Origin of the sequence: Oceanobacillus sp. FSL W7-1281, from assembly GCF_037969835.1 — a bacterium.
GTDB classification, from domain to species: Bacteria; Bacillota; Bacilli; order Bacillales; family Amphibacillaceae; genus Oceanobacillus; species Oceanobacillus oncorhynchi.
In genome coordinates this window covers 3,628,687-3,651,087 of sequence record NZ_CP150214.1, presented here as the reverse complement: position 1 = coordinate 3,651,087, position 22,401 = coordinate 3,628,687, and the positions used below count along the sequence as shown (strand labels likewise).

At 38.4% G+C, this 22,401-nt stretch carries 22 protein-coding genes; 19 read left to right on the top strand and 3 right to left on the bottom strand.

Annotated features, from left to right (window positions below; translation table 11 throughout):
* The first annotated feature begins 76 nt into the window (after positions 1-76).
* The 3 genes from MKX55_RS18110 to MKX55_RS18100 all read left to right on the top strand — a co-directional run bounded on the left by MKX55_RS18110 (position 77) and on the right by MKX55_RS18100 (position 2,126).
* Positions 77-1,012, top strand: a complete 936-nt coding sequence (locus MKX55_RS18110; protein ID WP_339233963.1) for a YafY family protein — start codon at positions 77-79, stop codon at positions 1,010-1,012.
* A gap of 81 nt (positions 1,013-1,093) precedes the next feature.
* Positions 1,094-1,609: a GyrI-like domain-containing protein gene (locus tag MKX55_RS18105; RefSeq protein ID WP_339233960.1), complete on the top strand. Its 516-nt coding sequence runs from the start codon at positions 1,094-1,096 to the stop codon at positions 1,607-1,609.
* Positions 1,610-1,637: 28 nt separating this feature from the next.
* Positions 1,638-2,126 (top strand): MepB family protein, encoded by a 489-nt coding sequence (locus MKX55_RS18100; RefSeq protein ID WP_339233958.1) that lies wholly within the window; start codon positions 1,638-1,640, stop codon positions 2,124-2,126.
* A gap of 96 nt (positions 2,127-2,222) precedes the next feature.
* Here the strand turns inward: MKX55_RS18100 and MKX55_RS18095 are convergent, their stop codons facing one another.
* Positions 2,223-2,921, bottom strand: a complete 699-nt coding sequence (locus tag MKX55_RS18095; protein ID WP_339238568.1) for a MerR family transcriptional regulator — start codon at positions 2,919-2,921, stop codon at positions 2,223-2,225.
* Between the two features lie 551 nt (positions 2,922-3,472).
* Here MKX55_RS18095 and hprK point away from each other — a divergent pair.
* The 6 genes from hprK to MKX55_RS18065 are packed head-to-tail and all read left to right on the top strand — an operon-like array spanning position 3,473 to position 7,969.
* The gene (gene hprK, locus MKX55_RS18090; RefSeq protein ID WP_042530222.1) at positions 3,473-4,411 is read left to right on the top strand and encodes an HPr(Ser) kinase/phosphatase; all 939 of its coding nucleotides are present in this window, start codon (positions 3,473-3,475) and stop codon (positions 4,409-4,411) included.
* A gap of 13 nt (positions 4,412-4,424) precedes the next feature.
* Positions 4,425-5,306, top strand: a complete 882-nt coding sequence (gene lgt, locus MKX55_RS18085) for a prolipoprotein diacylglyceryl transferase (RefSeq protein WP_339233957.1) — start codon at positions 4,425-4,427, stop codon at positions 5,304-5,306.
* A gap of 33 nt (positions 5,307-5,339) precedes the next feature.
* The gene (locus MKX55_RS18080) at positions 5,340-6,287 is read left to right on the top strand and encodes a nucleoside recognition domain-containing protein (protein ID WP_339179385.1); all 948 of its coding nucleotides are present in this window, start codon (positions 5,340-5,342) and stop codon (positions 6,285-6,287) included.
* Entirely contained in the window at positions 6,262-6,897 is a 636-nt protein-coding gene (gene ppaX / locus MKX55_RS18075; RefSeq protein WP_339233954.1) for a pyrophosphatase PpaX, read from the top strand. The genes MKX55_RS18080 and ppaX overlap by 26 nt, the downstream gene beginning before the upstream one ends.
* 2 nt (positions 6,898-6,899) lie before the next feature.
* Positions 6,900-7,436, top strand: a complete 537-nt coding sequence (locus MKX55_RS18070; RefSeq protein WP_339233952.1) for an acyltransferase — start codon at positions 6,900-6,902, stop codon at positions 7,434-7,436.
* Positions 7,436-7,969 carry a glycerol-3-phosphate responsive antiterminator gene (locus MKX55_RS18065; RefSeq protein ID WP_339233950.1) on the top strand — a complete coding sequence of 178 codons (534 nt, stop codon included), beginning with the start codon at positions 7,436-7,438 and terminating at the stop codon, positions 7,967-7,969. Before MKX55_RS18070 ends, MKX55_RS18065 begins: the two co-directional genes overlap by 1 nt.
* A 533-nt stretch (positions 7,970-8,502) precedes the next feature.
* Here MKX55_RS18065 and MKX55_RS18060 read toward each other — a convergent pair.
* Positions 8,503-8,631 carry a hypothetical protein gene (locus MKX55_RS18060; protein ID WP_256704976.1) on the bottom strand — a complete coding sequence of 43 codons (129 nt, stop codon included), beginning with the start codon at positions 8,629-8,631 and terminating at the stop codon, positions 8,503-8,505.
* 116 nt (positions 8,632-8,747) lie between these two features.
* Between MKX55_RS18060 and MKX55_RS18055 the strand changes: the two genes are divergently transcribed.
* On the top strand, positions 8,748-9,398 hold the full coding sequence (locus tag MKX55_RS18055) for a hypothetical protein (protein ID WP_339233946.1): 651 nt from the start codon (positions 8,748-8,750) through the stop codon (positions 9,396-9,398).
* 145 nt (positions 9,399-9,543) lie between these two features.
* Here the strand turns inward: MKX55_RS18055 and MKX55_RS18050 are convergent, their stop codons facing one another.
* Entirely contained in the window at positions 9,544-10,275 is a 732-nt protein-coding gene (locus MKX55_RS18050; protein WP_339233944.1) for an alpha/beta hydrolase, read from the bottom strand.
* Positions 10,276-11,700: 1,425 nt separating this feature from the next.
* On the opposite strand from MKX55_RS18050, the gene MKX55_RS18045 reads away from it, so the two are divergent.
* From MKX55_RS18045 to MKX55_RS18005, 9 genes are all read left to right on the top strand, one after another.
* A complete protein-coding gene (locus MKX55_RS18045) occupies positions 11,701-13,467 on the top strand; it encodes a solute:sodium symporter family transporter (RefSeq protein WP_339233941.1) in 1,767 nt (588 codons plus the stop codon).
* Between the two features lie 24 nt (positions 13,468-13,491).
* Entirely contained in the window at positions 13,492-14,169 is a 678-nt protein-coding gene (locus MKX55_RS18040; RefSeq protein ID WP_339179373.1) for a DUF4867 family protein, read from the top strand.
* A 31-nt stretch (positions 14,170-14,200) separates the two neighbouring features.
* Positions 14,201-15,430: a Gfo/Idh/MocA family oxidoreductase gene (locus MKX55_RS18035; protein WP_339233939.1), complete on the top strand. Its 1,230-nt coding sequence runs from the start codon at positions 14,201-14,203 to the stop codon at positions 15,428-15,430.
* Between the two features lie 116 nt (positions 15,431-15,546).
* On the top strand, positions 15,547-16,986 hold the full coding sequence (locus MKX55_RS18030; RefSeq protein ID WP_339179368.1) for a hypothetical protein: 1,440 nt from the start codon (positions 15,547-15,549) through the stop codon (positions 16,984-16,986).
* Entirely contained in the window at positions 16,983-18,155 is a 1,173-nt protein-coding gene (locus MKX55_RS18025; protein WP_339233936.1) for a diphosphate--fructose-6-phosphate 1-phosphotransferase, read from the top strand. Before MKX55_RS18030 ends, MKX55_RS18025 begins: the two co-directional genes overlap by 4 nt.
* Positions 18,136-18,870, top strand: a complete 735-nt coding sequence (locus tag MKX55_RS18020) for a GntR family transcriptional regulator (RefSeq protein WP_339179364.1) — start codon at positions 18,136-18,138, stop codon at positions 18,868-18,870. The genes MKX55_RS18025 and MKX55_RS18020 overlap by 20 nt, the downstream gene beginning before the upstream one ends.
* Before the next feature lie 14 nt (positions 18,871-18,884).
* Positions 18,885-19,763 carry a class II fructose-bisphosphate aldolase gene (locus tag MKX55_RS18015; RefSeq protein ID WP_339233934.1) on the top strand — a complete coding sequence of 293 codons (879 nt, stop codon included), beginning with the start codon at positions 18,885-18,887 and terminating at the stop codon, positions 19,761-19,763.
* A 31-nt stretch (positions 19,764-19,794) separates the two neighbouring features.
* The gene (locus tag MKX55_RS18010; RefSeq protein ID WP_339238567.1) at positions 19,795-21,225 is read left to right on the top strand and encodes an aldehyde dehydrogenase family protein; all 1,431 of its coding nucleotides are present in this window, start codon (positions 19,795-19,797) and stop codon (positions 21,223-21,225) included.
* 86 nt (positions 21,226-21,311) lie between these two features.
* Positions 21,312-22,211 (top strand): AEC family transporter, encoded by a 900-nt coding sequence (locus tag MKX55_RS18005; protein WP_339233932.1) that lies wholly within the window; start codon positions 21,312-21,314, stop codon positions 22,209-22,211.
* Positions 22,212-22,401 lie beyond the last annotated feature (190 nt).

Sequence of the window (22,401 nt, the reverse complement as noted above, 5' to 3'; positions counted from 1 at the left end):
TATTGCCTGGCTTTTTCTTTGTTTATTAAAAGGAATCCATAACGTTTAGGTACTTCTGTTCGGAGGAGGGTGATGAATGAAATTAGAAAGACTGCTATCCATTATTATATTATTGATAAATCATCGTATGCTGCAGGCAAAAGATTTAGCAAAGCGATTTGAAGTATCCGTGCGGACCATTTATCGGGATATTGAAGCGATAAATGCAGCTGGTATCCCGATAGTCACTTATCAGGGAGTTCATGGGGGTATCGGACTTGCAGAAGGTTACCGGCTGGATCGTAATCTGTTGACCAATGATGAATTGGCCACAATTGTGACAGCACTTCGCAGTATATCTACATCCTATGAAAAAGTACAGCATCAGCAGTTGATGGAAAAAATGAATAGTGTTATACATCCTGTGGATGCTGAAGCTTTTCAAAGTAAAACAAGCCGCGTTCTCATTGATTATTCCCCTTGGGATAATAATACACATCTTCAAGAAAAGTTGAAGCGTATTGAACAGGCAATTGATACGTGTCTATTTATTGTATTTACATATTCGGATGCACAAGGTAGGGTTACGCAGCGAACAGCGGAACCACATACATTAATCCTCAAGGGAAGACAATGGTATGTCCAAGCATACTGCACAGATAGAGAGCAGTTTCGTTTATTTAAATTACGAAGAATAAAATCTTTGTCCGTTGATCCAAAGCTAAGTTTTACCCGCCGCCCTTTACCAGAACAAAAACAAATAAAAGGGAAACAATCCTCTCTTTCTCATAATAACGAGGTAGTTTTACGTTTTCAGAAAGAAGCGCGTCATTTAGCGGAAGATTGGTTTGATGCGGAAGAGCTTATTCCGACAGAGAATGAGGCTTGGCTGGTGAAGAAAGCTTATCCGGAAGATGAATGGTTATACAGCTTTATTTTAAGCTTCGGGCCTCATGTGGAAGTGCTCGAGCCTGTTCATTTACGAGATATTATCGCAGAGCGTGCAGCACAAATTACAAAAATATATAAATAAGTTGAACAAACTAGACAGACAGCTGTCAGGTTTCCTGCATTATAATAGCTATTATCACATAGATAAGGAGTTTGATAAGGCATGAAACAGGATAAAACAGCTGGAAACATAAAACCAGTCCGAATCGAGAAAAGGCCAGCTTTTACACTAGCAGGAGTCAGTGCGGTAACTACAAATGAAGCAGAACAGCTAGGAAATGGAAAGATAGGCGCGCTATTTGAACGCTTTTTCACAGAAAATATTGGTGAACAATTAGGTGTAAACATTCGTGAAGCGGGATATTACGGTTGCTATTTTCATTACCGGCAAGAAGAAAAAGGATCGTATGAAATTATGTTGAGCGTGCAAGTAGCGGACAATTCGGAGGTTCAAAACGTAGAAGGAATTCAAACGTATACAGTGCCGGAAGCAACATATGCTGTCTTTGTAACTGAAAAAGGTCCGATTGTGGAAAAGGTTCCGCAAACATGGGAGGCTATTTGGGAATGGCAGAAGCTCTCTGAAAACCGACGGACATTTACTGGCGATTTTGAATACTATGCCGGTGATATGGACCCGGCAAATGGGCAGGTAGAAATATATATTGCGGTGGAATAAGCAGAAATGCAAAGGATGAGAAGAAAAAATGCTAAAATCGATAAACCTAATCAAATCATTGCTTTCCGGCACAGATGATGACATCACAAATATAGTGAAAGAGCCGCAAAATATGGAATATGAAGGGACTACTTTTACGATTCATGAAAATATGTATAGGAGTCGCTTAGCCAAACGAACACTCAAGAAAAAGGGCTACTTTGTTGTCTTTTGGGAAAAAGATGTAAATCATTGTAATCAACCTTATGCATATAGTGAAAGTCCTGATAAAATAATGATTTCAATTATAGATAAAGGCTTGAAAGGTCAGTTTATTTTTCCAAAGTCCTTGCTTTTAGAAAAAAGAATATTAAGAACGATTGATAACAAAGGGAAAATGGCAATAAGAGTATATCCTTCTTGGGAAAAGCCGTTAAATAACGCTGCTAAAAAAACACAAGCATGGCAAGCACCATACTTTATCAATGTTTCAAATGAAATAGATTGGAGAAGGCTTAGAGAATTATATTTCTCTTGAAAAGTACATATAAAAATATCGAATGAAAAAGTCCGAAGTGATTCAGTGTAAATAGTGAGCTCTTTCGGACTTTTTCATTCCATTTTTTTCATTCCATTATTTCCTTTCATTCTCTTTATACTGCTGCTCCATCGCTTTAGCGATTTCCTCCATATAAGCTTCTTCCTCTTTCGACCAAAATGTCGGGGCTACAAAATCATCCGCTTCAGCAGATTCCAATTGCTCCTCCCATTTATCTATATTCTCTGTGATAACATCTTCAGGGACGATCCTCATAAATAAATCATTGATATTTAAAAATACCTGCTGCGCTTCTGGGGCATGCGGGGGTACGTTTTCCCGCATCAGTCTTTTTACCTCGGCCAGAATGGAAAGCCATTCTCTATCTAATTTTTCACGTTCTTCGTTTGGGATATCTGTGAAAAGTGATGCAAAATCATCTGGAAAATGCTCCTGCATCCACGCCTTTTGTTCTTCTTCAAATTCCATCCCGTGAAGCAGCGAGGTGAGGACCGTCCAATCTAATGGGAAATCATCATCTAAAAGTGCTTGCACATGATCAATAGCTGCAATGACGCGGTTTAATTCTTCGCGCTTATGCACCAAAACCTTTCTCTGAACAGGGAGGGAGCCTGCAAAATTTTCTAAGGTAATTTCTTCTTTATCGAGCATTTCTTTGATTTCCTGAAGCGAATAACCAATAAACTTTAACGACTGAATACGCTGTAAGATAGCGAGTTCTTCCAAGCCATATAATCGATGACCGCTCTCATTTCTTTTGCTTGGGTAAAGAATCCCAAGCTATTCATAAAAACGCAGCGTCCGTGTTGAAAATCCGGTTTTTGCTCCAAATTCTCCAATGGTATACATCTGAATCAGCTCCTTTACAGATAAGTATAACGGTTTCCGTAACGTGAAGTGCAAGAGGAAAAAATATAAGTGTTTGTCTGAATCGGAAGCAGGGAAATTTTTAATAGCAGCATGAAAAGACTGGATAAAAATAATGTGAAAAAGTTAGGGAAATTATTGAAGAAATGACTTTTTTGATTATACTATCACTATTATTTATTGGGGGCTGTAACAGTGAAGCTGGGGCAAAAGGCGCCGCAGCACGTAGAATAAGTTTTCAAACGAAGAAGCTGTCAACGAATGCATCCGGTGCATTTGGTTGACAGCTTCGTTTTATGGGGAAGCGCATTTTCAAAATAATACATATTTTCCGCTGTGAAAGCTTATCCTATACAACAAAAATAATTTAATCACACCAAAACTTCTCCCCTACGTTTTTTAAATGGATTATGCTAAAATGTATATCAGTTAGCTTTGTTGAAGAGAGGAGCTTCAAAATGGTATCAACCGTCTGTACAAAAGATTTATTGGACAGGTTTCATTTGCAATTGGTAGCAGGAGAAGAAGGGGTTCACCGTGAGATTATCACAAGTGATATTTCACGTCCGGGATTAGAAATGACTGGCTTTTTTGATTATTATCCCAGAGAACGACTGCAATTGATCGGAAAGACAGAATTAGCTTATTTTCTGGGTTTGAATGCAGCGGAGAGAAAGCAGCGTGCTGAAAATCTATGTACGGATGTAACCCCGGGGATCATCATTTCCCGCGGGATGGATGTACCGGAAGAATTTTTTGAAGCATCGAAGCACTCTGGCGTTCCTATCATACAATCACCGCGGACAACCACGCGTGTATTGAGCCGTTTAACCAATTACTTAGAATCTAAATTTGCACCATTTACTGCGGTACATGGTGTGTTAATCGATATTTATGGTGTCGGCGTCTTGATTATCGGCCAAAGCGGTGTCGGTAAAAGTGAGACAGCACTTGAATTAGTCAAGCGGGGGCATCGTCTTGTAGCGGATGATAATGTGGAAATCCGGCAGGAGGATTATGAGAGTCTGATTGGGAATGCGCCGGCTCTGATTGAGCATTTGCTGGAGATTCGGGGACTTGGGATCATCAATGTCATGACTTTATTTGGAGCCAGCTCCATCCGCAGTCAAAAGCGGATCTCGATGGTGATTCAATTGGAAATCTGGGATGAAAAGAAGCAGTACGACCGTTTAGGCTTAGATGAAGATACCATGAAGATCATGGATGTTCATTTGCCAAAAGCAACGATACCGGTCAGACCAGGAAGAAACCTTGCTGTTATTATCGAAGTAGCTGCCATGAATTTCCGCCTGAAGCGGATGGGCGTGAATACAGCAGAGGAATTTTCGGATCGGTTAACTAAAATGATTGAACAAGGTGATTTGGAATCACAATAGGAGGATGATATAGATGACTGGGACAGACGCTCCTATTGATCGCGTGTTTTTAGAACTGGGGCCATTAACCATTTATTGGTACGGTATTATTATCGCCGTTGGGGCCGTATTAGCGGTTTATTTAGCAACGAGGGAAGCAGAAAGAGTCGGCCTTGGCAAAGAAACCATTATGGATTTCATTATTTTTGCTGTGCCGATTGCGATTATCTCAGCGAGAATCTATTATGTCATTTTTGAATTTGAGCAATATGCGAATGGTCCGCTTTGGAAGATGATTGCGGTCTGGGAGGGCGGTATCGCTATCCATGGAGCCATTATTGGCGGGGTTCTTACAGCCATCGTTTTCACAAAAGTAAAGAAGATTTCTTTCTGGCGTCTTGCTGATGTGATTGCACCAAGTCTAATCTTAGGTCAGGCAATTGGGCGCTGGGGGAATTTCGTCAATCAGGAAGCGCATGGCGGGCCGATTTCCGAGGCAGCGTATGAGAGCTTCCATCAGTATTTGCCGGACTTTATTATGAATCAGATGGTGATTGACGGTGTGATGTATCACCCGACATTTTTATATGAATCCGTCTGGAATTTCCTAATATTTTTCGGACTGCTGTTTTTCCGCAGAATCAACCCAAAACGCGGCATGGTATTTTTAATGTATGCCGTCACCTATTCGATTGGAAGGTTCTATATCGAAGGACTCCGGACAGACAGTTTATATGTTATTGGTGAACTGCGAACGGCGCAGGTTGTTTCCATTCTAACGATTGTAGCAGGAGTTATCATGATGCTGTATCTGATGAAAACATCCAACGTCCGTTACCTTGACGTGCCTGCGAAAAAGAAACAGGCAAAGCCGTCGAATAAAAATAAAGGTAAAAAGAAGAAGAAAAAGAAGTAATGGAATTGTGATAAATTGAAATGAGGTAAGAAAATGAAAGGGATGCTTTACAGGGGATTGAAAGAGGGGTTAAAGACCACACTAAAGCTTGGAAAGGTTATTTTCCCCATTACATTAATTATAACGATTTTACAGTTTACACCTGTTTTCCCCTGGTTTATGAATATCATCTCCCCGCTTATGGGGCTATTCGGTTTGTCAGGTGAAGCCGCTGTTCCGCTTGTTTTAGGGAATGGCTTGAATTTATATGCAGGTATTGCAGCGATTATTTCCTTTGATTTTACAGTGAAGGAAGTCTTTATAATGGCAGTCATGCTGTCATTCTCCCATAATCTTTTTATTGAATCTGCTGTAGCGACCAGCGTCGGGGTAAGATGGTGGATCATCGTCGGCATTCGGGTCGGACTGGCTGTTGTTTCCGGACTACTGATTAATTTATTCTGGAATGGCGGTGCAGAGCTTGCGCAATATGGATTCATTTCCAGTAATGAAGTGGTGCTGAATAATTGGTGGGAGATTGCCCTCCATGGGGCACAGGCTGCGCTGACAGCAATAGTTCAACTAGCTTGTATCGTTATTCCGTTAATGATTATAATGCAGGTTATGCGGGAGCTGGGCTGGATGACAGCCTTATCCAATAAATTCGCTCCATTTATGAAGCTGCTGGGGATAGATAAACGGGCTTCCATGACAATGGTTGCCGGGCTGACGATTGGACTTGCTTATGGAGCAGGTCTTATGATGCAGGCAGTAAAGGAAGATAATGTGCCGAAGAAGGATATGTATTTAGCCTTGATTTTTCTTGTATCCTGCCATGCGGTCGTTGAAGATACACTAGTCTTTATTCCGCTTGGTATTCCAGTTTGGCCATTATTGATTATCCGGTTATCGGTAGCGATTATTTTAACGATGACGCTTGCTTATTTTTGGAAGAAAGAAGAAAGGAAAATGCATCATGAGCATTCGTACCATTCTGTTTGATCTGGACGGAACATTGATTAATACAAATGAGCTGATACGTGCTTCATTTGAGCATACATTTAAAAAATTTGATATGCAGTTTACATCGGAAGAAATAAAACATCTTAACGGACCGCCGCTAAATGAAACTTTCTATGAAATAAATCCGGGGCTGTCTGAGCAAATGGTGGCTGCATACCGGGAGTATAATATGAGAGAGCATGACGATTATGTAGAAGCTTTTCCGGATGTATATGAAACGATAAAACAGCTGTATGAAAAGGGCATTACATTAGGAATCGTCAGCACAAAAATTAAAAAAACGGTGATGATGGGACTGGATTTAACCAGGCTGACGGATTTCTTTTCGGTCATCATTACGTATGATGATGTAGTAAATAAAAAGCCTGATCCGGAACCGGTGGAAAAGGCGATGAATCTGCTGAATGCCGATCCGAAGACAACGTTAATGGTCGGGGATAATTTTCATGACATTGTTTCCGGACAGCGGGCAGGCACACAAACGGCGGCAGTAAGCTGGTCCGAGAAAACGGAAGCCTTTTTAAAAAGCTATCATCCAACCTATTATTTGGATACAATGAGGGATTTATTAACAGTGGCAGGTGAATAGGCATGCGGAGAACGGAAAGGTATAAGGTCCATCCTAAAGCAAATTCTCTATGGCAGATGTACAATACCGTATCTTTTTTTAAAATAGTGAAGAATTTTATTGTCATTCAGATTGCGCGATATACCCCTTTTTTAAGAATGAAAAATTGGATGTATCGACATCTGTTGCGCATGAAAGTAGGCGACCGTACATCCTTTGCTTTAATGGCGATGCCTGATTCCATGTTCCCTGAAAAAATCAAGGTTGGAGATAACAGCATTATCGGTTATAACACCACCATTTTAGCACATGAATATTTAATTACAGAATATCGTCTGGGCGAGGTGCATATTGGCAATGAGGTTATGATCGGCGCTAATTCGACGATATTGCCGGGGGTACATATTGGTGATGGAGCGATTGTCTCGGCTGCGACACTTGTTCATAAAGATGTCCCGGCTGGAGCTTTTGCAGGGGGGAATCCAATGCGGATTATTTATACCAAGGAAGAAATGGAATCACGTCAATCACCGGATGGGCAGGAAGGGAGGAAGTCTTGATGCATGGAGTATTGCCTGCTGTACGGCGGATGAAGGACTTTGAGAAAGTATTGGAAAGTGATCACGAACATATTATTATTTTAGAATCCAGATTAGTTCAGCTCAAGAGTATGATTGATTACGCTCATCGCGCAAATAAAAAGGTATTAGTCCATTTTGATTTGATCCAAGGGTTGAAAGCGGACGAGTACGGCATGGAATTTCTGCAGCGGGAAATGAAGCCGGATGGGATTTTAACAACCCGCGGCAATGTGATTGCCGCTGCTAAGAAGCATAAATTACTGGCAATTCAGCGTGTTTTTATCTTGGACAGCGCGGCATTAGAACAGAGCATTAAGCTTATTCAGCGATTTCATCCGGATTATGTTGAAATCTTGCCTGGATTGATGCCTGAAGTGATTGAAGAAATAACGGAAGAAATTGATATTCCTGTCATTGCCGGCGGTTTGATTAAAGAGGAAGAGCAGGTGAAAGCAGCATTAGATGCTGGAGCGGTTGCTGTTTCTACTTCAAGCCGGAAGCTTTGGGATTAAAGGTAGCGGCAGCGTTAGATGGGCGGGTTGGAAGAAGTTACAACACCCTTTTTGTGTACGAGGCATGTGTATACTCTGGAGGGTTAAAGTCCCGATCCGCGAAGGGAGTAGTAGTGGTTAACCTTAGGAACACGAACTTCATAGAAGGCTAGAGATGCTTGGGTAAGACTGCAAAACAAGCCTTACTGCGAAAGGGTGCATAGAGTAAATGAAGTGGGGACATGGAGAAGAAGAGTGTGTAATTACCCTGGGAGGTCTGATAGAAATGCGGTACACAGTCGTAACTGAACATTCGAATGTTCACTGAACTATCAGAAGTCAGCCGGGGGCCATAGTACAAGATGCTTCTATAATATCTGGGAAGGCTTAATCATTTAAGGAGAATTGCCACTCTGCGTACGCAATACTCGATGAAACAGAAACATAAAACCCTTCCTAATGGAGGAATATATAGTGAATTTGTATCGGAGTGTAAATAAAAAATGCCAATTGTTTCTATTTATAGAACCTGTTTTAAAATTAGTTTACGAAAGTTATGCTCCTTTCTCTTCTTCTGCTTTGTTCCCTTCATATTCTTTTACTGCGGTTTCCATATGCAATAATTCCAACACATAAACAAATCGAGAAAATACAGATGATAATAAAAGAATTGTTTCAACCATTTTTGCATATGCTATTAAAATAAATGTGTTAGGTGGTTTATTGTATACTGTAAATGGATACAGTGAATATAAGCAAGATATATTGGCTAAAAACTTAGGAACAAAAGGAAAACCCAATGGATACTATTTTCTTTGCTATTTTTTCGATCAGTTATTTCATATTACTCCTATTAGTCATAAGGTTATTAAAGAAACCATATGTTGAAAGTTCCATATACTTATTACCTATTATCGCAGGTCTATTCTATGATAATACCATCCTTACTATAGGCCGTATTATTGGTGAAGGAGATTTCTTAGAAAACCTAAATATTGCAAGGTATTGGATACATGCTTTCTTTACGCCATTGCTTGTATTATTCGCTTGGAAAACACTTGAGCAAGCAAACATGCAATGGGCAAGAAAGACTTCTATCCGAATTTTCGCTATAGGTTTAACTGCATTACTCATGTTTTTGGAATTATTTACTGAAGTATTTAATCTTAACATCGAAGCAAAATGGGAATTTGGAGTGCTGAGTTATAGGAGCTTGGATTCTTCAAGCGGTCCCCCATTCATGATATTGGTTGTCTCATTCGTACTAGTTGTAGTTTCTATCCTCATATGGATTAAACAGAAATGGGCTTGTTTTTTTATTGGCTCTTTATTAATGATAATTGGAAGTGCTATTCAGTGGCCTATAAAGAGCGGTGCTATTACCAATCTTTTTGAGTTGATATTAATCATTTCATTACTTGGAACAGCTTACTTTCAGAGGAAAACTTAACTCAATATATAGACGGCTTTATTAAAGTCAATTTTATAAACATGAGTTTAAATAATGGAGGCATTTTTAAAGAAGGAGGTAGCAACAGTTCTTCACAAATAAACGGTGTGCTACCTCCTCATTTTTCATTTAGCTAAATTAAGAATCATAACTGCTCTAGCCAATTAATGATTTTTTCAATGACCAAATCCTGCTGTTTCTTCGGAGATATAGATGCATCTAAATCATTTTTTTGCTCACCATACATACCAAATTGCGCATGATTTCCACCTTTAATTTCAAAGTACTCAGTTGATTTCGGATTATAGATACGATTTTTTTCGATTTTATTCAAGGTACTTAACCCATCAAATTCTGCATAGATAGAAAGAGAAGGAATAGTTAGCTCTGATAAATTATTGCTATCGTTTGTATACGATCCCAGAAAGAATAATCCATCAACGTTGCCAGGATGTTTTTTTGTATAAGCCGCTGCCATTGATCCACCTAATGAATGTCCGCCAATATACCAAGTTGTAATTGATTCATCAAGTTGCATGACTTCATCCGCTCTATCTATCCCGAATATGGCAAAATTTAATGGCATTGATGGTATGAACACATTATAGCCTTCGTTTGCTAGTTGTTCCGCGAGATAGCTATATGCCAGTGTTTCTACTTTAGCACCAGGATATAATATAATTCCAACTTTGGATGGTTCTTCTGGTGTAAAAACATAAGTAGAGCCTTCCTCATTATCAGTTACCTCGGAAAGATCAACAAGCTCTTTAAGTTCATTAGTAGGCTTATATGTGATTTGTGACCAGATAAAAAAACATATAGCTGCTAGAGAGACTAGTCCTCCAACGATTAACATAGTTCTTTTGAAAATTTTCAAAGAAAAATCTCCTTCATTTTAACTCATCCATTATAAAAGTATATAACGTTTAAAATCCAAAATGCTTATTATTCCTTGTAAATCTTATCATATTATTGTTACGTATACTATTCCATATGTATCTTTTGTTAATTATTTGACTACTTCTAAGTTCTGATTTAATAATCTTGATAAGTAGGATTACGTGCTTATCCTGAAAGGGGTAACGTTGTTTCAAGTTTTCACCATGCCAATAACATCAAGCCCTTGGTCTTTATCTCTATCCGAGAGGCTGGTACGTGAATCAATAATTCATCAGCACATAAGAGGCATCCACGCTTGTTTTCATGGCACGCTCAATCTTACCAGGTATTTGTTCGGCTTTAGTTTGAAGTGCTTCTACTCTGCGTTTATAGCCTGAACTATGCTTGTCAATCTTTGATGAAATGTCGTTAATTTGGCTTTTCTTCGAGCTTAATAAAGAAAAGTCTACTGGAATGAAAGTGGAGCCATCGGGCCACCCAAGAGTAAGCATGCGAAATCCTTTATAAAAGCGCATTTTTTGGGATGAATGGTTAAAATAGCGAGCCAATAATGTGGTTACGGTTATGCGAATAATCGTCTACAATCAATGTTTTCGGCCAATTATGATCGGTTAGGTTTGTTAACTTTTTGATGGTATGATTGCTCAGGTACAATAAAAATCTTCTCCCGGCAAAGGTAGACTTGTTTTAAAGTCGATAAACCGTATTCTTTTCTGGGCATTCTTTAGCCTTCTTACTTTGAAGTACTTGATACCAGTTCTTATTTTCGAAGATTAAACAAAAAACTAATTGAAAAAGATAGGCACAAGTAAAGCCTAGAGGTTTTGTAATACCTGATTTTCTAAGATGTTCAAACAATTTCAATTCTTTAAAAGTTAAAGAAAGTTCATTTGGTAGTTAATTATTTTGGTCATTATTCGCTATCATATAGGCGATACCTCTTCTGTACTGGTAGTGTTTTCTAGTCAATTACACTATACCAAATGTAGAGGTGTTTTTTTGTACTTATTTCATTTGTCAATGGCCGTAATGGAACAGATATAAGCTTTACAGCTAATTAATTTGAATGTTGTTTCTAGCTGCGAAAGTTGAGTAATGAAGAAAAAATAATAATCGAAATGCAGTTCTTTATCTGACTTTTGTCTGAATCTGCAACAGTTTTCTATATAAATATGCCCTATTAAACTATAATTCATTAAAAAAATTTAAAAAAAAGCTTGCATTTTTGAATCCGTTTCCAATATAATATGTTTAAAGATAATGATGTTTGTATAAACATAATGATGTTAGCTAGGAGGTAGATTTGAATTTGAATAATTAAAAACGGATAACAAATAAAACAGTCGAGGGGCAGGACGTTTAAAAATACGAAATAACGTGTTATCTAAAAGGAGGAGCAAGGATGGGGAGTATTGCGTTTACGTTAATAACATGTGCTTTCTTTATGGGACTGGTGGCTTGGTATTCTTATCATAAAACAAAGAATACAGTAAGTGATTCAACAGGTTATTTTCTAGCTGGCAGAGGATTGACCGGCGGGTTTATAGCCGGATCATTAATTTTAACAAACCTGTCTGCAGAACAGTTAATCGGTTTAAATGGTCAAGGGTATAGTGCAAACTTATCAAATATGGCCTGGGAAGTTACAGCTGGATTTTCTGTTATTATGCTGGCTCTTGTGTTACTTCCAAGATATTTAGGAGGAGCCTTCACAACACTTCCTGGTTTCATTAATAATCGATTTGACCAGGGTACGAGATTGTTGATTGTGTTATTGTTTATGCTGGGGTATGGATTAATTACAATCCCTTCCGTACTTTATTCAGGATCTATTGCGGTATTACAATTATTTGATATACCTAATATGCTTGGGATTACTTTTGAGCAATCGATGTGGATAGTCGTTTGGGTGATTGGTATTATTGGTTCTATCTACGCAATTTTCGGAGGTTTAAAGGCGGTTGCTATTTCGGATACATTAAATGGAATTGGACTTTTGATAGTTGGATTATTAGTGCCGATTCTAGGATTTATAGCTTTAGGTGATGGAAATTTATTTGAAGGAATGAAAACGATTACGACAGAGCATCCGGAAAAAATGAATGCCATTGGATCAAGTGATGATGGTGTTCCGTTTGGAGCTATTTTCACTGGAATGCTATTTGCTAATTTATTTTATTGGGGGACAAACCAATATGTTATTCAAAGAACCTTGGGAGCAAAAAGCTTAGCGGAAGGTCAAAAAGGAGCGTTATTTACAGGCTTTCTGAAAATCTTAGTTCCATTTTTAATGATGATTCCGGGAATTATTGCTTTTCATTTATATGGACCGGGACTAGAGACTATGGATTTGGCTTATCCGACGCTAATCAGTGATGTCTTCCCTACATTTTTAAATGGATTTTTCTTAGCTGTATTATTAGGAGCTGTTTTTTCCAGCTTTAACTCCTTATTAAATAGTGCTTCTACGCTGTTTGTATATGATGTCTATAAGGTTGTTATTAACAAAGATGCCAGTGATAGAAAAATGATACGTGTCAGTCAGTGGTTTGGAACAATTTTGGCATTAATAACGTTTTTTATTTCTCCGTTGTTAATCAATGCGCCTGATGGGTTATGGACACTGATTCGTCAGTTTACTGGATTTTTCAATATTCCAATTATTGCAATTGTATTAGTGGGGATATTTTCCAAACGTGTTCCTTCCATAGCGCCGAAAGTTACGATTATACTCCATGTAATAGCATATTATTTCTTGATTTGGGGTCTGCCAACATTCTTTAATGTGGAATTAGCTATTAACTTCATTCACATTCAAGGGTTAATGTTTGTAATTGAAGTTGCGCTTATGCTCGTAATTGGAATGGTAAAGCCGTTAGAAGAGCCATTTGTATTTAAAGTTAACGCGCAGGTTAGCATGGTTCCTTGGAAATATGCATTGCCAGTGACGATCCTATTATTAAGTGCAATGGTATTCAGCTATATTTTATTCTCGCCAATTGGCGTGGCTTCGCCGGAAAATATTATCTCAGGCTGGTTCTGGCCTGCAACGATTGCTCTTATCATCGTAACGATCATTCTTTATCTTATTGCACTTAAATCGTGGAATAAAAAATATGCAGACAAGCTGTTAAGCAGTCATGAAGAGCAACTAAAGAAAGAAGCTTAGCATTATATACGAGGGAGGTAGAGGATGAATAATCTACTAGAGAAATTGCAAGAAAATAATTCAAATAAGACGATTCACCCTATTACAGCGGATAAATTTAAAAAATATGGCAGGATTCTAACGGAATTTGATTGGAGCGAATGGAATGAAACAATGAAGCAGATAGAGATTCCTCAGGAGGCGAATCAATATATTGCTTCTGATACAGCTTTAGAGAAAGCAAAGCTGACAGGAAAAATCCAAACAACACTGTTTGGAGGAATGGAGATACAGGTAGGATATTGTAATGGGCCCAATAGTCATTTGAATGGGTTAGAATATCATAAAGGCAGTGAAATCAACATTGCGGTTACTGATTTAATTCTTATTTTAGGACACACCGGAGATATTCACAAAAATAAGTATAAAACAGAAAATCTGGATATTTTCTATTTGCCTAAAGGAACAATGATTGAAATTTATCAGACTACATTGCATTTTGCACCTTGTAAAGTGAATGTGGAAGGTTTTAAGTGTGTGGTTATCTTACCTAAAGGAACCAATGAACCTATTGATTTCAACAAATCAGTGATAACCGAAGAGGACGAGCTGCTCTTTATGAAAAATAAATGGCTGCTTGCCCATCCAGATAGAATACCGCTTATTTCAAAAGGCGCCTACCCTGGAATTATTGGAGAAAATTTCAAATTAGAAACAATATAAGATTTACTAAATTTAAAGGAGAGATGGAGAAATGACAGTAGAAAGACAGGAATTAGATATTTTAGCAGGTTTTGATAAATCAAAATTTGATTATTTACCAGGAGGTGACCGTTACCTGACCGCAGAAAATCAGCCTAAACTAAAGTTCAACTTAATAGGCACAGGGAATATTGGGCAAGAGCATATGAAAGTCACGGTACTGGAAGGCCGCGCAACCATTAATGGATTATATGATCCAAATCAAAAAAGCATTGAACAGGCGAAAGACGTATTTGTTAATGAATTGCAGGCTGGAGATGTAAAGGTGTTTGAATCATTAGAAGAAGCATGTAATGATCCGGAAGCGGATGCATTATTAATCTGTACGCCAAATTATACGCATATAGATGTTGTACGGGTAGCTGCAAAATCGAAAAAACATATTTTTCTAGAAAAACCAATGACAACAAATCTGGAAGATGCATACGAAATCATGGAGATTGCTAAGGATTATCCAAGTATTTTTCAAATAGGTTTGCAATACCGTTATAAACCAATCTATGTAGAAGCAATTCATGAAGCGCTGGAAAGAAAATCAGTTGGCGACATTAAAACGATTTCCATTATGGAGCATCGTGTACCTTTCCTCGATAAAGTAGGTCAATGGAATAAATTCTCCGAAAAATCAGGGGGAACATTTGTAGAGAAATGCTGTCATTACTTCGATTTATTTAATTTATTTGCGCAATCGAAGCCTGTAGAAGTATATGCAACAGGAAGCCAGGCAGTAAATTTTCAAACCTTCCAATATGAGGGGGAAAGTTCAGATATTATTGACAGCGGCTTTGTCATTGTAAAATATGAAAATGGTATTCAATGTAATTTTAACTTATCTATGTTTTCACCTATGTTTTATGAAGAATTAGTGCTTTGCGGGAATGAAGGACGTTTGAAAGCTACTGAAACAGAACGGTTTGTACCATTAGAAGGGCCGGATAACTATTTGGAGATTATTCGTGCAGGAGGAAGCCCTTCGAAAACCTCTACGCCAGTTTATCCGACAGAGATTCAAAAAAGCGGACATGGCGGAGCAACTTATTATGAGCATGTTTACTTTGTAGATAATATTTTAGGAAAAACAACATCGACTGCTACAGTAGAGGAAGGTTTCTGGTCTATTGTAGTAGGTTTGGCCGCAGAAGAATCATTAAGAACGGGTGAAAAAGTAATTATAAATGATTTTTTAGCTGCAAATCCGAAAGACACAGTGGTGAATAAATAAGAAGAATCTGATAGATATTCCTTCTATAAAAGAAGGTGTTCAAAAAGCTGAGTTGCTTTGAAATTCAATTTGTAATTCAGTATTTATAAAGTGTTTTTGGAAAGCGGGGAAGTTACATGGCTAATAAAATAGTATATATTCCAATTGGAAGAAAAACGTTTGATTTAAAAGCTGCTGAAGAGCAGAGGGAACAAAGCTCGAAACTCTTACATGAATTGGTTGATACGGTAATAGAACCAAAGGAGATTATTACATCTACTGAAGATGTAATGGATTTTCTGAATACAGAGGATTTAAATGATATATCCTACGTTGTCTACCAACATGCAACTTTTGCTGATGCTGCTGCTGTGGAAGAACTGATTCAAGTAGTGAAAGCTCCGATTATTGTCTGGAGTGTCAGAGAGCCAAGTGTTGGCGGAAGATTACGGTTAAATTCTCTAACTGGAGGAAATGCAACCAGCCATCACTTAAAAGCTGCGAAACATCCGTATGTCTTTGTATTTGGCAATGCAGAAGAATCACGAGTCAAAGAAATATTATCGAACTATCTAAATGGGGTTCAAGAAGAAAAGGAAAGAAACGTAAAATCAATTAATACCCTAATTGAAGTAAATACAAAACAAAAATCAGAAGTAGAAAAAGTTATTAAAGATCTTCAAAATATTAAAATTGGCGTTTTTGGAGATCATCCACCAGGATTCTTTTTCTCTGGTACAAATGAAGAAAAACTTGGAGAACAGCTGGGAGTTTCGGTGAAATTTTTTGATTTAAATGAAGCATTTGAGAAATGTGTGGAGCTCCCGAAGGAAAAATGGATTGGAGCCATTGAGAGAGCTGAGAAGCAGGTGATTGGATTAAACAGATCGGATGAAACAGTAGAACGATTTGCACAATTCACAACCTATGTCAAAGAGCAAATTGATCAGGAGGAACTTACAGGAACAGCAGTACGTTGTTACCCGGAATTTTTCAATAAACTAGGTGCTGCAGCCTGCTCCACACTATCACAATTTACTGAAGATGGTATCGTTTCAGCTTGTGAATCGGATATTCATGGGGCTATCTCGATGTCAATTCTGCAGCAGCTGTCAGGAGGAAGTGCTCCTTATTTAGGAGATATGGTACATGTTAATGAAGAAAGCAATTCTGTGGTATTTTGGCATTGCGGGGCTGGTGCATATTCTTTAGCAAATCCAAAAACTGGAGCACGTCCCGGGGTCCATCCAAATAGAAAACTGGGATTCACCATGGAATTTGGTTTAAAACCGGGAAAAGTAACTATTTTCAGAGTAAGCTATACACCGGAAGGATATCGCATGCTTATCATGTCAGGAGAAGCATTGGATACACCGCAGCGTTTTAATGGAACCTCTGTAGAAGTAGAATTGGGAACAAACGTAACAGATACGCTTTATGATTTAATGGATGAAGGATTTGAACCACATTACGCCCTTGTATATGCAGATATAACGGATGAATTAATCGAGTTGGGCAAACAGCTGAATATTGAAACTGTGGTATATAACAGTCGTTCGGAAGAAGTTCTTTCATGAAGAAGGTTGTTATAGGACAGGCAGGCGGTCCAACTTCTGTTATCAATGCAACATTAGCGGGTTTTGTAGAGGAAGTGATGGATGAATACAAGCTTACCTTTTTACAAAACGGCTACGAAGGCCTGGTTTACGGAAATTTTTTGGATGGAACAGATGAAATAAACAGCTGGATTGTAGAAAACAAACATGTGCCGGGAGCCTGCCTTGGGTCTGGACGATTTCCTTTGGAAGCTGAGCATATCGAACAATGTGTTCAGCAATTAAGAAACATACAGGCAGATGCGCTTGTCGTAATCGGTGGTAACGGCACAATGGAAGCTTTAAGTAAAATTGAACAGGAAGCGGCAAATACAGGGTATGAATTACAAGTTATCGGGTTACCGAAAACAGTGGATAATGATTTGGGAGGAACGGATCATGCGCCGGGTTTTGGCAGTGCGGTAAGGTATGTTGCTCAATCAACCTTAGATATCAGCAGAGATCTTTATTCCATGAGAAATTTTGAACAGGTCCGAATCTTAGAAACGATGGGTAGAAATGCCGGCTGGCTGGCGCTGGCTACTGGATTTCTTCGCAGATATGAAGAGGACGGTCCGCATATCATCTTAATTCCGGAAAGACCTGTAAAAAAAGAAATATTCTTAAAAGAAGTAGATAAAACAATTCAGAAGAATGGTTATGCTGTGATTGTAGTGAGCGAGGGGGCGAAGTGGGAAGGATCCAACCAAATTGAGAAGGAAGTCGTAGATGGCAGAAAGATACTTGGCGGGATTTCCTCAGAAATAGAGGATTTAATAAAAAAAGAGTTAAAGATAATGGCAAGAGCAGAGCTGCTGGGGATGAACCAGCGCAGTTCTTCCATGTTTGTTTCACCAGTGGACTATAAGGAAGCATCTCAAGCAGGAAGCTGTGGAGGCAAATGGTTAAAAGAAGGTAAAAATAAAATCATGGTTTCCCTACAAAGAACGAAACAATTCGACTATAATATAAGTAAAATACCAGTCGATTTGAAGGAAGTAGTTCAAGAAGGAGAAAGGTTGCTGCCGGATTATTTTATTGATAATCGTCAGGCATATTATGAGTGGTTGACTCCAATAATTGGAGAAGGCCTTCCTTCTTATCCTTCACCGATTCCTAGGAGAGATAGTCATGTCGGGGAGCCGTTTTGAGCCTAAAAAAGGCGAGGCATTGTATTTACAAGTAAAAAAAGAATTATATAAACGTATTCAGGAAGGTATCTGGAAGGCGGATACACTTATTCCTACAGAGCAAGAGTTAATTTCAGAATTTGATGTCAGCCGAACAACCATAAGACAAGCAATAAACTTGCTTGTTCAGGATAATTTACTTGAAAAGAAACAGGGACGAGGGACTGTTGTCCGGCCGCAAAATCTGGTAGGGCATTTAGGTAAACTGAAAGGATTTACAGAAGAAGCCAGAGAAAGAGGACAAATCCCGAAAGCAAAGGTTTTACGAAGTGAATTTAAATCAACGTTTTTTTTCGAAAAGGATATATTAGAGGTTGCTGAAAAGGATCCTATCCTGCTGGTGGAAAGAATCCGGCTGGCAGATGATATTCCGATAGCAATTGAAAGATCCTGCTGGCCAAAGGATATTGGAGAATTACTGCAAACGCATAACCTGAATGAAGCGCATTACTATGAAATTTTAGAACAGCATAATATTTATTTAAAGCGTGCGAAAGAAACCATCAGAGCAATTAATGCAACGATGGATGAAGCAGATTATTTAGGAATTCGCCCGGGAGAAGCGCTGTTAGAAATGACAAAAGTCAGCTATGGAATGGACGATCGTCCAATTGAATATACAAAAACTAGATATCGAAGTGATAAATATCAATATAGTATCGAATTAAAAAGATAGGGAGTGGACATAGTATGCTATTTATAAACGGAAAGGTAATGCTTCAGCATGCTTATGAAAATGGATATGGCGTTGGGGCTTTCAGTGCGCATAATGCTGAAACCATTTTAGGGATTTTAGAGGCGGCAGAAGAAGAACAGGCGCCAATTATGATTCAAGTGGGGCAAAAGGTTATTCAGACATTAGGAATGGAATCAATGAAAGCATTGATAGATATCTATGCAAAACAATTTACAATTCCGGTCGCTATTCATTTAGATCACAGCAGAAGTTTTGAACAAACAATGCAGGCTGTTCAGCTTGGGTTTCAATCTGTCATGTTTGACGGGTCCGCAAGATCCTTTGAAGAAAATAGCAGCATTACACGGGATGTCGTTCAAGTAGCAAAAGCACTCCATATCGGTTCTGAAGGAGAAATTGGCAAAATAGGCGGAACAGAGGATGATATTTCTGTAGATGAAAAAGATGCCCTTATTACAACGACAGAAGAAGCAGTTGCCTTTGTAGAAGCAACAGACGTGGATTATTTAGCTGTTTCCATTGGTACTGCTCATGGGCTGTATAAACAAACACCTCAATTACGATTTGAGAGGTTAGATGCCATTTCAAAGGCGGTGCAACGTCCCGTAGTGCTTCATGGAGGATCGGATGTTCCTGATGAACAGGTTCAAAAAGCAATCCAATTAGGCGTTGCCAAAATTAATGTAGACACAGAATTGCGTCAGGCGTTTACAAATGGTGTAAAAGAAACTTTTAAACAGAATCCGGATGAAATCGTATTAGCCAATTCATTAGGAAGTGGAAAAGATTATTTAAAGAAAAAAGTTCAGGAAAAAATAAAGGTATTTGGCAGTAATGGGAAAGCAAAGGATTTATTAGAAAACAAAAGATAGTAACCTTATGTTGTGAGAGGATGATGTTATGATGAATAATGTATTATTAAAAAATACCTATGGTCTTTTCATTGATGGAAAATGGACAGAGAGGGATAAAAGGCTTCCGGTCTTCAATAAATACTCACAAGAAGTGATTGCTGAAATTTCTGTAGCGGAAGAAAGCGATGTAAATACAAGTACAGAGGCAGCTAAAAAAGCTTTAAAAACACCATTTCCACCTTACGAGCGCTTTCATGTTTTAAAAAAAGCTTCTGAATTATTATTGGAACGAAAAGAGAGCATTGCGAATGTCCTTGTTCAAGAAGTTGGGAAGCCTTTAACAGAATCAATTGGTGAAGTGGAAAGAGCGGCCTTAACATTAGAAGTTTCGGCAGAAGAAGCGAAACGTATCCATGGAGAGGGAGTGCCAATAGAGTCAGCACCGGGTTCGGAAAATAGGAAAGCATTGACAATAAAAGCACCAGTTGGGGTCGTTGCCGCCATCACACCATTTAACGTTCCTTTAAATCTAGTTTGTCATAAGGTTGGGCCAGGTCTTGCTGCGGGAAATAGCGTGATATTAAAACCAGCAGAAGAAACATCTATATCCGCGCTATTGCTGGCGGAAATATTTGAAGAAGCTAGTCTTCCTGTCGGACGTTTAAATGTGTTAACTGGAGAGGGAGCAGAAATTGGTGAGTACTTGACCTCCAATCAAGAAATAAACATGTATACCTTTACTGGCAGCCCGCGCGTAGGTCAAATTATACGTGAAAATACTGGAATAAGAAAAGTAGCATTAGAACTGGGGAATAATTCAGCAACGATTGTTCATCGAGATGCTGATATTGAGACCAGTGCAGCTGCGGCAGCGCAAAAAAGCTTTAATAATGCCGGTCAGGTTTGTATTTCGGTTCAACGTGTTTTTGTGCATGAATCCATTTATGAATCCTTTTTGGAGAAAATGATCGAAACAACAAAAGCTCTCAAGGTAGGTGACCCTGCAGATGCTTCCACAAATATCGGTCCTATGATTGCGGAGAAAGAAGCCATTCGCGTTGAAAACTGGGTGGATGAAGCGATAAGCCAAGGTGCTAAGCTGCAGGTTGGCGGGAAACGCGATGGTGTTTTTTATCAGCCGACTATTTTGACAAATGTAAATCAGGAAATGAAAGTGTGCAGAAATGAAGTCTTTGGTCCAGTAGTTGCAGTAGATACGTATCACGATGAAGATGAAGTGATTGAAAAAGTAAATGATTCAGAGTATGGGCTGCAGGCAGGGTTATTTACAAATGATTTAAGCTTTGTCATGAAAGCAGCCGAGAAGATTGAAGTAGGCGGCTTGATTATTAATGATACTTCTGGTTACAGAGTAGACCACATGCCTTATGGCGGTGTAAAAAAGAGCGGCACCGGTAAAGAAGGTCCGAAGTATGCAATGGAAGAAATGACAGAGGAAAAATTAATTGTATTTCAATAATTACTTTAACGCAAGATGGATAACAGGGCTATTCTAATCGGATAGCCCTGTTATCCATCAATAAATAAAATAAGCAAGGTGATCAAGTGTTTGTTCTATCAATTATGCTACCCATTTTCTTTGTGTTTGTTGTCGGCTACATTGCACAGTCTTTTCTCAAGTTAGAAACCGTCATGATATCGAGACTGGCGATTTACATACTTGTTCCCTTTTTAGTTTTTCGTACCTTTTATTTACAGACGATTGATAGTTCCTTTATGTATTTTATTATTTTTTTACTTGGACTTTGCTTTTTGAGTATTTTTCTCATTACTTTATTTACAAAAGCCTTGAAATATTCTGAGGAACAACGTTGTGGATTAATATTATCCAGTGCGTTTATGAATAATGGAAATTATGGTACGCCGCTAGTTCTCTTTTTGTTTGGACCTGAAGGGATGAAGGTAGCCATTGTATTAATGGTCCTGCAGCAATTGTTAATGAGCACATTAGGAGTCTATTATGCGGCGAAAGGGAGTCCATTTAATGTAGGGAGCATAGATGCCGCAGGACAGGTTTTGCGCATGCCGATGATTTACGGGGCAACACTTGGAATTGTATTTAACTGGTTGAATATTCCCTTAGGAACTTTAATGAAAGGGATTGATTTTATAGCAGATGCTGCAATTCCAGTGATTATGATTGCCTTAGGGATGCAATTAGCAAACATGACAATCAAAAAAGTGGACTGGAAATTACTTTCATTCAGTCTTTCTATGCGGCTGATGCTGTCTCCTTTATTAGCATTACTTATCGTATGGCAGTTGCCGCTTGATGAACTGACGAAGCAAATAATGGTTATTGTAGCAGCTACACCGACTGCTGCAAATACGACAATGTATGCTATCCAATTTCGGGTACAAGAGAATAATGTGTCTGCTGCAACCTTGATATCAACAATGCTGAGTCTGGTTACTGTTCCTGTTGTCATTTATCTAATGACCTAAATAATTTTAACTTTATAACAGATTAATAAGAAGGTTTGAAATTATTTACACCGCTTTCAATTTATTATAATGTATAAATAAATAGGGTAAAGCATGTGCATAAGTAAAGCACCTTCATCATGCGCCAGAATATCTTTTAAAAGAATATGGTTTTGTCTTTGTGAACTTTTTTTGATTCCTGTTTTATTTT

Bases quoted from the DNA above. Each gene is read 5' to 3' on its own strand.
- MKX55_RS18110 (WP_339233963.1), top strand. From the start codon at position 77: ATGAAATTAGAAAGACTGCTATCCATTATTATATTATTGATAAATCAT.
- MKX55_RS18105 (WP_339233960.1), top strand. From the start codon at position 1,094: ATGAAACAGGATAAAACAGCTGGAAACATAAAACCAGTCCGAATCGAG.
- MKX55_RS18100 (WP_339233958.1), top strand. From the start codon at position 1,638: ATGCTAAAATCGATAAACCTAATCAAATCATTGCTTTCCGGCACAGAT.
- hprK (WP_042530222.1), top strand. From the start codon at position 3,473: ATGGTATCAACCGTCTGTACAAAAGATTTATTGGACAGGTTTCATTTG.
- lgt (WP_339233957.1), top strand. From the start codon at position 4,425: ATGACTGGGACAGACGCTCCTATTGATCGCGTGTTTTTAGAACTGGGG.
- MKX55_RS18080 (WP_339179385.1), top strand. From the start codon at position 5,340: ATGAAAGGGATGCTTTACAGGGGATTGAAAGAGGGGTTAAAGACCACA.
- ppaX (WP_339233954.1), top strand. From the start codon at position 6,262: ATGAGCATTCGTACCATTCTGTTTGATCTGGACGGAACATTGATTAAT.
- MKX55_RS18070 (WP_339233952.1), top strand. From the start codon at position 6,900: ATGCGGAGAACGGAAAGGTATAAGGTCCATCCTAAAGCAAATTCTCTA.
- MKX55_RS18065 (WP_339233950.1), top strand. From the start codon at position 7,436: ATGCATGGAGTATTGCCTGCTGTACGGCGGATGAAGGACTTTGAGAAA.
- MKX55_RS18060 (WP_256704976.1), bottom strand. From the start codon at position 8,631: ATGGTTGAAACAATTCTTTTATTATCATCTGTATTTTCTCGATTTGTT.
- MKX55_RS18055 (WP_339233946.1), top strand. From the start codon at position 8,748: ATGGATACTATTTTCTTTGCTATTTTTTCGATCAGTTATTTCATATTA.
- MKX55_RS18045 (WP_339233941.1), top strand. From the start codon at position 11,701: ATGGGGAGTATTGCGTTTACGTTAATAACATGTGCTTTCTTTATGGGA.
- MKX55_RS18040 (WP_339179373.1), top strand. From the start codon at position 13,492: ATGAATAATCTACTAGAGAAATTGCAAGAAAATAATTCAAATAAGACG.
- MKX55_RS18035 (WP_339233939.1), top strand. From the start codon at position 14,201: ATGACAGTAGAAAGACAGGAATTAGATATTTTAGCAGGTTTTGATAAA.
- MKX55_RS18030 (WP_339179368.1), top strand. From the start codon at position 15,547: ATGGCTAATAAAATAGTATATATTCCAATTGGAAGAAAAACGTTTGAT.
- MKX55_RS18025 (WP_339233936.1), top strand. From the start codon at position 16,983: ATGAAGAAGGTTGTTATAGGACAGGCAGGCGGTCCAACTTCTGTTATC.
- MKX55_RS18020 (WP_339179364.1), top strand. From the start codon at position 18,136: ATGTCGGGGAGCCGTTTTGAGCCTAAAAAAGGCGAGGCATTGTATTTA.
- MKX55_RS18015 (WP_339233934.1), top strand. From the start codon at position 18,885: ATGCTATTTATAAACGGAAAGGTAATGCTTCAGCATGCTTATGAAAAT.
- MKX55_RS18010 (WP_339238567.1), top strand. From the start codon at position 19,795: ATGAATAATGTATTATTAAAAAATACCTATGGTCTTTTCATTGATGGA.